Raw genomic sequence first — 11,787 nt, forward strand, 5'->3', positions numbered from 1 at the left:
GCGTAGCCCCGTCCGGCCCGGGTCGTTGACCGGAAGTGGTCCAGACCGCCTGGGCCACGGACGGAAGGACGACGATGCGCCTGTCTCGGAAGGCCGGTACCGCCGGTTCGCTGTTCGCCGCCGCGGCGATGGTGGCCAGCACCACCACCCCTGCCCACGCCGCCACCGACGACCCCCTGCGGGGCCAGCAGTGGGGTCTCGACCAGGTCCGGGCCGAAGCGGCCTGGCCCACCACGACGGGCGCCGGCGCGGTGGTCGCCGTCGTCGACACCGGGGTCGACTTCTCGCACCCCGACCTGAGGGCCAACCTGCTCCAGGGTGCGACCTTCACCGGCTGCGAAGGCACGGCGCCCTGCGGCAACGGCGACTTCCGCGGCCCCGACGGCGAGAACAACGCCGACGAGCACGGCACCCACGTGGCCGGGATCGTCGCGGCCGTCACCGGCAACGGCGTCGGCGTGGCCGGCACCGCGCCGGACGCCAAGATCCTGCCCGTCAAGGTGCTCGAGGACGGCAGCGGCTTTTTCGCCGAGATCGCCGCCGGCATCCGCTGGTCGGCCGACAACGGCGCGGACGTCGTCAACCTGAGCCTCGGCGGCCTGCCCGGGCTGCAGGCGCTCACCCTGACCGGCGTCGAGTCCGACGTCACCGACGCCATCGCCTACGCCAACGAGCGCGGGGTCACCGTCGTGGCGGCCGCCGGCAACACGGCCACCCCCCTGTGCAACACGCCGGCCTTCGAGCCCGGCGCGATCTGCGTGGCCTCCACGGACCGCAACGAGGTCAAGAGCTGGTTCTCCGAGCTGCCCAACAAGCTCGACCTCAAGGCGGTGACCGCCCCCGGCGGCGCCGGCCTGACGTCCTGCGAGGACGACATCGTCTCGACGGTGCCCCTGGGCACCGGCAGCGCGGCCTGCGGCGAGTCCGACTACGACTACTACGCCGGGACCTCGATGGCCACGCCGCACGTCGCGGGGGTCGCCGCGCTGCTCGCGGCCCAGGGACGCACCCGCGAGAACATCGAGGCGGCCCTGCTCGACACCGCACGCCAGCCGCTGACCGACGTCACCGGGCTGTACTCGCCGGTCTACGGGTGGGGCATCGTCGACGCCGCCGCTGCCGTGCAGCAGCCCGGTGCCGCGACGACGACCGTCGACCCCGCGCCCACCCAGGGCAACGGCAAGGGGAAGGGCAAGGGGCGGACGAAGGGCTGAGGCGAGCGCCGACGGCTGGCGCCGGCCCGGGCGCACGCCCGGGCCGGCGTCACCGGGACTGCGGCCCGCCCGGCGGGACCGCGAGGTCGACCCACACCATCCGGTGGTCCGAGCTCGGGAAGCCGTTGGTGTACGACGGGTCGTAGACGCCGGTCAGCCGGAAGAGCGGATCCTCCTGGACCGGCCAGAAGACACCCGCGTCCCGCACACGCAGGGGCCGCGACGGCAGCACGTAGTCGACGCGCAGGTTGCCGGCGGAGCCCGGGCCGTCGCTGAAGTCGGCGGTGTCCAGGGCGGGGTCGCCGGCATGGGTCCGGTTGGCGCCGCCCTGCAGGTCGGTCGCCTCGGCCGCGCCGTCGCTGGCGGGGGCGGGGTCGCGGACCAGGGGGTGCTCCACGACCTGTGCCGCGGCCCCGGCCACGCCGCTGCCGTCGGCGGGATCGGCGTTCAGGTCGCCCATCACGACGAACGCCGAGCCGGGGTGCAGCCCGCCGCGCTCGCCGTCGTCGTCGTAGATGTAGTCCGAGCGACCGGGCGAGACGTAGTCGGCCCAGAAGCGGATCTCGTCGTGGTTGCGGGTGCCGTTGCGGTCCTCCGGCCCGTCGAAGCCCGGGGGCGTCGGGTGGCTGGCCAGCACGTGGACCGTACGGCCGCCGACCTCGACGGGGACGTCGACGTGGTTCTTGCTCGAGAGCCGGAAGACCTCCAGCTCCTCCGGTGAGTACCAGTCGGCCGGCTCCGGGGTGTCGGGATCGTCGGGCAGCAGCGCACCCGGCATGTCCGCCCACCGGAACTCCTGGAAGGTCCGCACCGCGTCGGTGTCGATCGGGTGCTGGGAGAGGAGCGCGAAGGCGTACTGGCCCGGGAACTCGCCGTACCCGAAGGAGTCGTCGCCGTAGGCACGGCCCGACTGCCCGACCTCGCCGTTGTTGTTGAGGTCGAAGCCGCTCGCCACGCCGGTGTTCGAGGCGAACACCATCGCGTAGGGGTAGTCGATCGGCTCGGCGCCACCCTGGCCCACGGCCAGGAAGTTGTCCTGGAAGCGCTGCAGGGCCAGTGCCTCGGGGTCGTGGTCGAACTCGTTGAGCAGCAGCACCTCGGGGCGCTGGCGCTGCACGATCTCGGCGACGTTGCGGACCTCGGCGTCCTGCGCCTCGTCGTCGGCATCGGCGAGGTCGGCGGCGAGCTCGCCCTCGGTGGTCCGGAACATGGAGACGTTGAAGGTGGCGATGCGCAGGCTCTCCGGCGGACCGCCCCGCTCAGGCGGGGGCTGCGCCACCGAGGCGTGCAGCGGCACCAGCAGCGCGGCGACCACCAGGCCGATGGCGCTCACGCGCGCATGACGGATCGAACGAGTTCTCACGAGGACCTCCCGAGTAGATGACCAAGCTCGACCACTGTAGGCCCGGCCACCCCCCTCGAAGCCAGGCTAGAACTTGTTACAGTTCTGCGATGCAGCGCACGTACGTCGTCTCCGGGTCCGCCTCCGGGATCGGGGCCGCCACGGCCGCCCTGCTGCGGGACAGCGGTGACCGGGTGATCGGGGTCGACCTGCGGGACGCCGAGGTGAGCGCCGACCTGTCGACCGCGGCCGGCCGGGCCGAGGCGGTCGCCGGGGTGCTGGCGCTGACCGACGTGGTGCACGGGGTGGTGGTGCGTGCGTGCGCGGGCGTGGCCGGGCTGACCGGCGTCGACCCGGCGCTGGTGGTGTCGGTGAACTACTTCGGGGCACTGGGCCTGGTGCGCGGGCTGCGACCGGCCATGGCCGCGGCGGGCTCGGCGGCGGTGGTGCTGCTGGCCTCGAACTCGATCACCTGCCAGCCCGGCTGGGCCGGCGACGTGGCCGACCTGTGCCTGGGCGACGACGAGGGGGCCGCGTGCGCGGCCGCCGCGGCGACCGAGGCGGTGCAGGTCTACCCCGCGACCAAGGCCGCGCTCGCGTGGTGGGCGCGGCGCGAAGGCGTCGCCGCCGACTGGGTCGGCGCCGGCATCCGCGTCAACGCCGTCGCCCCCGGCCTCATCGCCACGCCCATGACCGACCAGCTCCGGGCCGACCCCGAGCTCGGCGCCTTCGCCGACTCCTACCCGACCGCCATCGGCCGGCCCGGTCAGCCCGACGAGGTCGCCGCCGCCATCGCGTTCCTGCTCTCCGACGCGGCCTCGCTGGTCGTCGGGTCCGTGCTGTACGTCGACGGGGGCACCGACGCGATGCTGCACCCGGAGGTGCCCGTGGGGTGGGAGGTCACTTCCGCCTCATGACCCGCCGCACCTCACGGTCGTGCCCGCGAGCCCGTAGGTGACGAGGACGTCCGACGACGTCGTCCACGCCGTCATGCTTGTCGACCCCACGGCGACCGGCAGCGTTCCCGTGACCCTCACAGTCCTCGTCTTGCCGAAGACCGTGGTGAGCAGGGTCGGACCGATGGTCACCGAGTTGTTCGACGGGTCCGCCACTGCCGGTCCGTCGACGACCTCGACGGTGTACTTCAGCGGCGCGGGCGCGGACACCGCCGGCCAGGACACCACCGCTGTCGTCAATGCGAGGCCGACGGTCTGACAGGTGGCCGTGAACGACGGTAGAGAGCCGGCCGTCGTAGTGCTGGCCTCCACCACCGACTGTCCAGTCCACCGAGCAGTCGTCGTGGCGCCGGGCTGCGCCACGAGGAGACAAACCAATGCACCGCCCAGCAACGCGCGCTTCACGGCGCGACCTGCGTGGCGGTGAAGGTGAACGTCGGAGTTATCGACTTGCCCTGCAGCTCGTTGGCGGCTGTGGGGCGCAAGCTGAGTCGCACACAGACTTGAAGGCTGCCCCCGGGTGAGATGGCGCCCGACAGTGCCCACGACGGCCCATCCTTGAGCGCCAGATCGCTTGCGACACCACAGGTCTGCTTCCGGGGGTAGCTGGTGGAGCCCGTCGTCGGGGCCACCCCTGGCGCCAGTGCCACGTCGACGCCCGGCAGCAGATCCCCAGTCCCCGATCCGGCTACTCCGACCGTGAACGGCGTAGTACCCACGTTCCTCACGGTCAGTGAGGCAGCCACACTCTCTCCAGGAGCCAGGTTGGCGAGGGTCAGCTTCGACCAAGGGCCTACTTCGACACCGTCACTGTCCTTGACGCTCAGCTTCAAGCTGCCGGCGGTGACGACACCCCCCTCCACGGTCTCGACGTCGTTCCAGTAGGCGAAGGTGCCAAGTCCACCGGTCGCCCCCAGCAGGACCGCTGCCGCCACCAGCAGCCCCGACAGGGGTCGACCCCGCCGCGGCGCCTTCTCCGCCCGGTGCGCGCCGCTCATGAGGCTGCTCGGTGCGCCGAGGCGGGAGCCGGCTCCAGGCGACGACGCCAGCTTCGGACCATCAGGCCGGCTGCGTAGACGAAGCACCCGCCGGCGACCACCCGAGTGATCAGCTCGTGCTGGTCGCGGGTGAAGAGCAGGTTGAGGCGGCCGATCCACGGAACGGAGTACCAGACCTCGCCCCGCACCTGCACCGCTCGCACCTGCTCGCGGTCCGGCGCATCGTTGGCGTCACCCTGGGTGGTGAAGACGCGCTCACCCTCACCGTCGTAACCCACCCCAACCACGCGGTGGGTCACGACGGTCGGCTCGCCCGAGCGCAGCTGGTAGGTGATGGGCGTGCCGATGCCGATGTCCTCGGCGGGCACGGGTCGCACCACGACCAGGGCGCCGGGCGGGTAGGTGGGCGCCATCGACCCCGTGAGCACCGTCATGGGGGTGGAGCCGGTCAGCCGCGGTACGAGTACCGCGGCTCCGACCACCGCCACCGCGAGGCCCAGCAGGACCCAGGAGCACAGGCTGAGCATCGCGCACCATCGAGTGCGCACGTCGAGTCCGCTTCTAGGAGGTCTGCTTGACAGTGACTGTGAGGTCGTCCAGCCGTGTCGCGAGAGCGACCTTGTCGCCATCACCCACCAACGAGTTGGCAGCGTTGTTGACGACGCCGTCCTCGAAGGGCAACTTGACGGTGATCACAGCCTTCAGCGTCTTGCCGGTGTCCGCCTGATTGAAGGTCCACTTTCCTACCCCACCCGTGACCACCACCGCGTCACCGACGCTCGGGTCACCCACCGAGTCGAGGATGCTGAAGTCCGAGGTGACCTCGAGCTCGGGACCGAGTTCAAGTCCGTCATCGTCGGCGTCGTTGACTGACAGGCTCGCCTCGAGCACACCCTCCACCTTGACGCCGTAGGTGCAGGTCTTGCTGACCTCGGTACCCGGGACCACCAGGAAGTCGTTCAACAAATCGACAGTCGTCGCCGGCTCCGAGCCGGCCACGACCCAGCCGCTGCAGTCACGATCCAGCAGGTTCAGCGTGCCCGACTCGATCGTCCCACCGTTCTCGGTCTGGGTGTCGTTCCAGAACGCCAGCGAACCCGCGCCCCCCAGCAGCAGACCAGCACCCGCAACTCCCGCGAGCGCAGCCTTCAGCGATGTCCTCATCGGCCCTCCCAAGCCTCAGCGGGGACACACGTCCCCCCTCCGCGGCACAGCCTGGCCGAGTGCGACCTGGATCACACCGGCGCTCCGGCCATGGCTGTCCGCCGGGAGGGGCCGGGGCCGGGTAGTCACATCGGGTCATGCCGTCGTGGCACTTGGGCCAACGACGAAGGAGGATCTCCGGCACCTGGTGCCGGAGATCCTCCTTCGTCGAGTGCTGCGCGCAGGCTCAGAAGAGCAGTGCGGAGGCGGGATCCTGGAGCAGGCCGGCGACGTCGGCGAGGAAGCGCGAACCCTTCTCGCCGTCGATGTGGCGGTGGTCGAAGGACAGCGCCAGCGTGGTGACGTCGCGGGCGACGATCTCGCCGGTGACCTCGTCGACCCAGGGCCGCTTGTTGATCGCGCCGAAGCACAGGATCGCGGACTCGCCCGGATTGATGATCGGGGTGCCCGCATCGACGCCGAAGACGCCCACGTTGGTGATCGTGAAGGTGCCGCCCGACATGTCGGCGGGCTGCGTCTTGCCCTCGCGCGCGGTCGCGGTGAGCTCCCCCAGGGCGGTCGCCAGCTCGACGAGCGAGAGGCTGTCGGCGTCCTTGACGTTGGGCACCACGAGGCCGCGGGGGGTCGCGGCGGCGATCCCGAGGTTCACGTAGTGCTTGTAGACGACCTCCTGCGCGGCCTCGTCCCAGTAGGAGTTGATCTCCGGCGTACGTCGCATCGCCAGCACCACCGCACGCGCCAGGACCAGCAGCGGGCTGACCCGGACGTCGCGCAGCTCGCGCCGCGACTTGAGCCGCTCGACGAGCTGCATCGTGGCGGTGACGTCGACGGTGACCCACTCGGTGACGTGCGGGCTGGTGAAGGCCGACTGGCTCATCGCCTGCGCCATCATCTTGCGCACGCCCTTGACGGGCTCGCGGGTCTCGCGCTCGCCGGGGGTGCGGGGGCTGGGGGCGTGGCCTCGAGACGGTTGCTGCGCGCCCTGATCGGCCTGCGCGGTGGCGGCCCGGACGTCGTCGCGGGTGATGGAGCCCTGGGGGCCCGACCCGGTCAGGGTCGTCAGGTCGACGCCGAGGTCCTTGGCCATCTTGCGCACGGGGGGCTTGGCGAGGGCGCGGGGGTGTCGAGACGGTTGCTGCGCTGCCTCCTCGCCCCCCGGGCGCGCGACCACCGACGTGGCGGGGACGGGCTCGTCGGCGGTCTCCTCCTCCACCACCGGGGAGGCGCCCGGCTCGAAGGCGGCCTGCGCCTGCTGGTTAGCCGCGACAGCGCCGGCGGCGCGGCGTACCCGGCGGACCGGGCCGCGGTCGGCCTTGTTGCGACCGACCAGACTCTCGCCCTCCCCGCCACCGCTGGCGGCGGGGTTGGACAGGTCGATCTCCATCTCGGGCTCGGGCGTGCCCGGGCTGGCCCCGGGGGCACCGCCAGCCGCGGGCTCCTCGGCGCCGATGCGGATGATCGGGGTGCCGACCGGGATCATCTCGCCCTCGGGGACGAGCAGTGCGGTGACCTCGCCGGCGTACGGCGAGGGCAGCTCGACCAGCGACTTGGCGGTCTCGATCTCGACGACGATGTCGTTGATCTCGATGACGTCGCCGACCTTGACCTTCCAGGTCACGATCTCGGCCTCGGTGAGGCCCTCGCCGACGTCGGGCAGCTTGTACTCAGGCATGCAGCAGGCTCCTTCGAGGCTCTCAGTAGGCCAGGGTGCGGTCGACGGCGTCGAGGACCCGGTCGAGGTCGGGGAGGAAGTCCTCCTCGATGCGCGACGCGGGGTACGGCGTGTCGAAGCCGCCGACGCGCAGCACCGGCGACTCCAGGGAGTAGAAGCACTCCTCGGTGACCCGGGCGGCCACCTCGGCGCCGATGCCGAGGTTCACGTGCGCCTCGTGGGTGATGACGGCGCGACCGGTGCGGCGCACCGACTCGTAGACCGGGCCCATGTCCAGCGGGGAGAGGGTGCGCAGGTCGATGACCTCGAGCGAGCGGCCCTCGGTGGCGGCGGCCTCGGCGGCCGACATGGCCGTCTTCACGGTGGGCCCGTAGGCCAGCACGGTGACGTCCTCGCCGCGGCGCACGACGCGCGAGGTGAAGAGCGGCTCGGGGGTGGCGCTCTCGTCGAGCTCGGCCTTCTCGGCGTGGTACTGCCGCTTGGGCTCGAGGAAGATGACCGGGTCGTCGGAGGCGATGGCCTGCTGGATCATCCAGTAGCCGTCGACCGGGTTGGAGCAGGCCACGACCTTGAGGCCGGGCGTGTGCGCGAACTGCGCCTCGGGCGACTCGCTGTGGTGCTCGACGGCGCCGATCCCGCCGCCGAAGGGGATACGGATGACCATCGGCATCGGCGAGCGGCCCTTGGAGCGGTAGTGCATCTTCGCCACCTGGCACACGATCTGGTCGTAGGCCGGGTAGACGAACCCGTCGAACTGGATCTCCACGACGGGGCGGTAGCCGCGCAGCGCCATGCCGACCGCGGTGCCCACGATGCCCGACTCGGCCAGCGGCGAGTCGATGACACGGTCCTCGCCGAAGTCCTTCTGCAGACCGTCGGTGATGCGGAAGACGCCGCCGAGCTTGCCGACGTCCTCGCCCATGACCAGGACCTTGGGGTCGTCCTCCATGGCCTTGCGCAGGCCCATGTTGAGGCCCTTGGCCAGGGTGATCTTCTGCCCGGACATCAGCGTCCTCCTCCGTGCGTGGCGTCCTCGAACGTCTCGAGGTAGGCGGCGAACCCGTCGCGCTGGGTGACCAGCTCCTCGGGCATGTCGGCGTAGACGTGGTCGAACATCTGCATCGCCGTCGGGTCGGGCATCGACTTGCAGCCCTCGCGCAGGTGGGCGCCGAGCTCGTCGGCCTCCTTCTTGAGGTCGTCGATGAAGTCGGTGTCGATGAGGCCGTTGCGGCGCAGGTAGGCCTCGACGCGCGCGATCGGGTCCTTGAGCTTCCAGCTCTCGACGTCGTCGCTGAGGCGGTAGCGGGTCGGGTCGTCGGTGGTCGTGTGCGCGCCCATCCGGTAGGTGTAGGCCTCGACGAAGGTGGGGCCCTGGCCGTCGCGGGCGCGCTGCAGCGCCGCCTGCGTCACGGCGTACGTCGCCATCACGTCGTTGCCGTCGACGCGCACGCCCGGGAAGCCGAAGCCCAGCGCACGCTGGTAGAGCGGGATGCGGGTCTGGCGCTCGATCGGCTCGGAGATCGCCCACTGGTTGTTCTGGCAGAAGAACACGACCGGGGCGTTGTAGGAGGCGGCGAAGATGAAGGCCTCGTTGACGTCGCCCTGGCTGGAGGCGCCGTCACCGAAGTGCGCGACGACGGCCGCGTCGCGCTCGGGGTCGCCGGTGCCGACGACGCCGTCGCGCTGCATGCCCATGGCGTAGCCGGTGGCGTGCAGGGTCTGGGCGCCGATGACGATCGTGTAGAGGCCGAAGTTGAACTCGGCCGGGTCCCAGTTGCCGTGGTCGACGCCGCGGAAGAGGCCCAGCAGCTTGAGCGGGTCGATGCCCTTGCAGTAGGCGACGCCGTGCTCGCGGTAGGTCGGGAAGACGTAGTCCTGGGGCCGCAGCGCGCGGCCGGCGCCGATCTGCGCGGCCTCCTGGCCCAGCAGCTGGGCCCAGATGCCGAGCTCGCCGTGGCGCTGCAGGGCGGTCGCCTCGGTGTCGATGCGCCGGGTGAGCACCATGTCGCGGTAAAAGCCGCGCAGCTGGTCGGCGCTGAAGTCCATGTCGAACTCGGGGTGGTGCACCCGCTCGCCCTCGGGCGTCAGCAGCTGCACGAGCTCGGGGCCGCCGTCGTTCTGCGAGGGGCCGAACACCTCGGCGAGGTCGGGGCCGAATCCGTCGCGGTTCTGGCCGCGTTCGGTGGCGGGATCGGGCACGGGGCACACTCCTTCGAGTCACGGGCCGGACGGGGTCTCCGCTGGCCGCACGTGGTCCGGGCCTGGCTCGGCGCGGGGTGGTGCGCCATCGTGCCAGGGGTCTGTGACCCGGACCACACGAGTGCGCTCAACCTACCCGGCGTGTCGTGGGGCTCGCCAATCACCCACCCTCGCGGGGCCCGCCCAGCCGCTACCGTCGGGGCATGTCCTCCACACCGGTGCACAGCTCCCTGACCGTGCAGGCCCCTCCTGCCGCCGTCTTCGCGATCCTGGCCGACCCGCGCCAGCACCCGCGGATCGACGGCTCCGGCACCGTGCAGGGCACCGTCTCGGGGCCCGAGCGGCTCACGCTCGGCTCGGAGTTCGGCATGTCGATGAAGCAGGGTGCGCCCTACAAGATCAAGAACACCGTCGTCGAGTACGACGAGGACCGGCTGATCGCCTGGCGCCACAAGGGTCTGCACCGGTGGCGCTACGAGCTCGAGCCGGCCGGCGAGGGCGCCACCCGGGTCACCGAGACCTGGGACATCACCCGCTACCCGGCGCCGGTGCGTGCGGTCTTCCGCGCCCTGTTCGCCAAGCGCACCCAGGCCGCGATCGAGGCGACGCTGCCCAAGCTGGCCGCCGCGGCCGAGGCCGATGCGGGGGTGCGCTGATGTCGATCCGCCAGGGCACCGAGGTCCGCTGGTCGTGGGGCAACGGCTCGGCGACCGGCAAGGTCACCGAGGTCCACCACGACGACGTCTCGCGCACCACCAAGGGCGAGGAGATCACCCGCCACGGCAGCAACGACGACCCGGCGTACGTCATCGAGCAGGAGGACGGCACCGTCGTGCTCAAGCTGCGCAGCGAGGTCGAGCGGGCCGACTAGGCCCAGCCCCTCTCGAGCACGCGTGCGGCGTGCTCGAGCGGCCACGGGTCCTGAGTGTCGATCATCCGGGTGATCGCGCCGGTCACGAGCGCGAGCGCCGCGTCAGTCAGGTCGTCGTCGGCCAGCGAGTCGTCGAGCCCGGCGCCCCTCCACTCACGGACCTGCTCGACCACCCGGCGCTCGCCCTCCAGGGCCAGACCGAGCCCGGGCCGCAGCGCCAGGTCCCCCCGCGCCAGCTCGCGCCAGGCCGCCCACTGCCGTTCGTGGGAGAGGTCCCGGGCGTCGGCGGGGAGCAGCACACCCTCCCCGTTCGTCGATCGGTCGACCAACCTCGCGCCGCGTTCTTCAACCGATCGACGAATCGAGAAGGTGGGGGTGGTGCGGACCGCCCCCGTCAGAGGCGGTCGCGGTCGTGCGGGGTGTTCCAGAGCGACTCGTCGGGCCCCTTGGGCACCACGCCGGTGGGGTTGATGTCGCTGTGCACGACGTAGTAGTGCGCCTTGATCTGGTCGAAGTCGATCGTGTCGCCGAACTCCGGGATCGAGTAGAGGTCGCGGGCGTAGCCCCACAGGTTCGGCATCTCGGTCAGCTTGTTGCGGTTGCACTTGAAGTGCCCGTGGTAGACCGCGTCGAAGCGCACCAGGGTGGTGAAGAGCCGCACGTCGGCCTCGGTGACCGTCTCCCCCATCAGGTAGCGGCGGGTCGCGAGCCGCTCCTCGAGCCAGTCGAGAGCCTCGAACAGCCGGTCGTAGGCCGCCTCGTAGGACTCCTGGTCACCGGCGAAGCCGCAGCGGTAGACGCCGTTGTTGACCTCGGTGAAGACCCGCTGCATGACCTCCTCCATCTCCTCGCGGCGATCGGCCGGCCAGAGGTCGGGGGCGTCGGGGCGGTGGTGCTCGCGCCACTCGAAGAACAGGTCGTGGGTGATCCACGGGAAGTCGTTGGTGACCAGCTTGCCGGACTCGACCTCGACCATCGCCGGGACCGTGATCCCACGCGGGTAGTCGGGGAAGCGCGCGAAGTACGCCTCCTGCAGCCGCTCGATGCCCAGCACCGGGTCCTTGCCCCCGGGGTCGAGGTCGAAGGTCCACGACCGCTTGTCGTGGGTCGGGCCGGGCGTGCCCAGCGAGATCACGTCCTCGAGCCCGAGGAGACCCCGCACGATGATCGAGCGGTTGGCCCACGGGCACGCCTTCGCCGCCACCAGGCGGTAGCGGCCCGGTTCGACCGGCCACAACTCGCCCTCGTCGGGACCGTGCTCGGGACGCCGGGCGCCTCGGGTGATCCGGTCGGGCACGTAGTTCATGTCCCGGTCGAAGCCGCCGGCCTCGACGTACGTCGGCTTCAGGTCCTCAGTCATCCCACCAGGTT

The 11,787-nt window shown here is 71.4% G+C and carries 14 protein-coding genes; 4 read left to right on the forward strand and 10 right to left on the reverse strand.

The window, feature by feature from the left end; genetic code table 11:
* Window positions 1-74 precede the first annotated feature (74 nt).
* Window positions 75-1,214 (forward strand): S8 family serine peptidase, encoded by a 1,140-nt coding sequence (locus H0S66_RS06540; protein ID WP_179614668.1) that lies wholly within the window; start codon window positions 75-77, stop codon window positions 1,212-1,214.
* 49 nt (window positions 1,215-1,263) lie between these two features.
* Here H0S66_RS06540 and H0S66_RS06545 read toward each other — a convergent pair whose 3' ends face one another.
* Window positions 1,264-2,547 carry an endonuclease/exonuclease/phosphatase family protein gene (locus H0S66_RS06545; RefSeq protein WP_179614669.1) on the reverse strand — a complete coding sequence of 428 codons (1,284 nt, stop codon included), beginning with the start codon at window positions 2,545-2,547 and terminating at the stop codon, window positions 1,264-1,266.
* 119 nt (window positions 2,548-2,666) lie between these two features.
* Here H0S66_RS06545 and H0S66_RS06550 point away from each other — a divergent pair, with 119 nt between their 5' ends.
* On the forward strand, window positions 2,667-3,473 hold the full coding sequence (locus H0S66_RS06550) for an SDR family oxidoreductase (protein WP_180923839.1): 807 nt from the start codon (window positions 2,667-2,669) through the stop codon (window positions 3,471-3,473).
* Here the strand turns inward: H0S66_RS06550 and H0S66_RS06555 are convergent.
* The 7 genes from H0S66_RS06555 to pdhA all read right to left on the reverse strand — a co-directional run bounded on the left by H0S66_RS06555 (window position 3,468) and on the right by pdhA (window position 9,545).
* Window positions 3,468-3,827, reverse strand: coding sequence for a hypothetical protein (locus tag H0S66_RS06555; RefSeq protein WP_180923841.1), 360 nt, complete (start codon window positions 3,825-3,827; stop codon window positions 3,468-3,470). The two genes, H0S66_RS06550 and H0S66_RS06555, sit on opposite strands and share 6 nt — an antisense overlap.
* An 86-nt stretch (window positions 3,828-3,913) precedes the next feature.
* Window positions 3,914-4,510, reverse strand: a complete 597-nt coding sequence (locus H0S66_RS06560) for a TasA family protein (protein WP_179614672.1) — start codon at window positions 4,508-4,510, stop codon at window positions 3,914-3,916.
* Complete coding sequence (locus H0S66_RS06565) at window positions 4,507-5,058, reverse strand: signal peptidase I (RefSeq protein ID WP_179614673.1); 552 nt, start codon at window positions 5,056-5,058, stop codon at window positions 4,507-4,509. Before H0S66_RS06565 ends, H0S66_RS06560 begins: the two co-directional genes overlap by 4 nt.
* 13 nt (window positions 5,059-5,071) lie before the next feature.
* Window positions 5,072-5,674 (reverse strand): alternate-type signal peptide domain-containing protein, encoded by a 603-nt coding sequence (locus H0S66_RS06570; protein ID WP_179614674.1) that lies wholly within the window; start codon window positions 5,672-5,674, stop codon window positions 5,072-5,074.
* A gap of 226 nt (window positions 5,675-5,900) precedes the next feature.
* Window positions 5,901-7,346, reverse strand: coding sequence for a dihydrolipoamide acetyltransferase family protein (locus H0S66_RS06575; RefSeq protein WP_179614675.1), 1,446 nt, complete (start codon window positions 7,344-7,346; stop codon window positions 5,901-5,903).
* Between the two features lie 22 nt (window positions 7,347-7,368).
* A complete protein-coding gene (locus H0S66_RS06580) occupies window positions 7,369-8,352 on the reverse strand; it encodes an alpha-ketoacid dehydrogenase subunit beta (RefSeq protein ID WP_179614676.1) in 984 nt (327 codons plus the stop codon).
* Window positions 8,352-9,545, reverse strand: coding sequence for a pyruvate dehydrogenase (acetyl-transferring) E1 component subunit alpha (pdhA, locus tag H0S66_RS06585; RefSeq protein ID WP_179614677.1), 1,194 nt, complete (start codon window positions 9,543-9,545; stop codon window positions 8,352-8,354). The genes H0S66_RS06580 and pdhA overlap by 1 nt, the downstream gene beginning before the upstream one ends.
* A gap of 203 nt (window positions 9,546-9,748) precedes the next feature.
* Here pdhA and H0S66_RS06590 point away from each other — a divergent pair, with 203 nt between their 5' ends.
* Both H0S66_RS06590 and H0S66_RS06595 read left to right on the forward strand, forming a co-directional pair.
* Complete coding sequence (locus tag H0S66_RS06590; RefSeq protein WP_179614678.1) at window positions 9,749-10,201, forward strand: SRPBCC family protein; 453 nt, start codon at window positions 9,749-9,751, stop codon at window positions 10,199-10,201.
* On the forward strand, window positions 10,201-10,416 hold the full coding sequence (locus tag H0S66_RS06595) for a hypervirulence associated TUDOR domain-containing protein (protein ID WP_179614679.1): 216 nt from the start codon (window positions 10,201-10,203) through the stop codon (window positions 10,414-10,416). Before H0S66_RS06590 ends, H0S66_RS06595 begins: the two co-directional genes overlap by 1 nt.
* Here the strand turns inward: H0S66_RS06595 and H0S66_RS06600 are convergent.
* Window positions 10,413-10,715, reverse strand: a complete 303-nt coding sequence (locus tag H0S66_RS06600; protein ID WP_179614680.1) for a hypothetical protein — start codon at window positions 10,713-10,715, stop codon at window positions 10,413-10,415. The genes H0S66_RS06595 and H0S66_RS06600 overlap by 4 nt on opposite strands.
* A gap of 95 nt (window positions 10,716-10,810) precedes the next feature.
* The gene (locus tag H0S66_RS06605; RefSeq protein ID WP_179614681.1) at window positions 10,811-11,776 is read right to left on the reverse strand and encodes a glutathione S-transferase family protein; all 966 of its coding nucleotides are present in this window, start codon (window positions 11,774-11,776) and stop codon (window positions 10,811-10,813) included.
* Window positions 11,777-11,787 lie beyond the last annotated feature (11 nt).

The sequence above is a fragment of the Nocardioides marinisabuli genome, assembly GCF_013466785.1.
Classification (GTDB): Bacteria; Actinomycetota; Actinomycetes; order Propionibacteriales; family Nocardioidaceae; genus Nocardioides; species Nocardioides marinisabuli.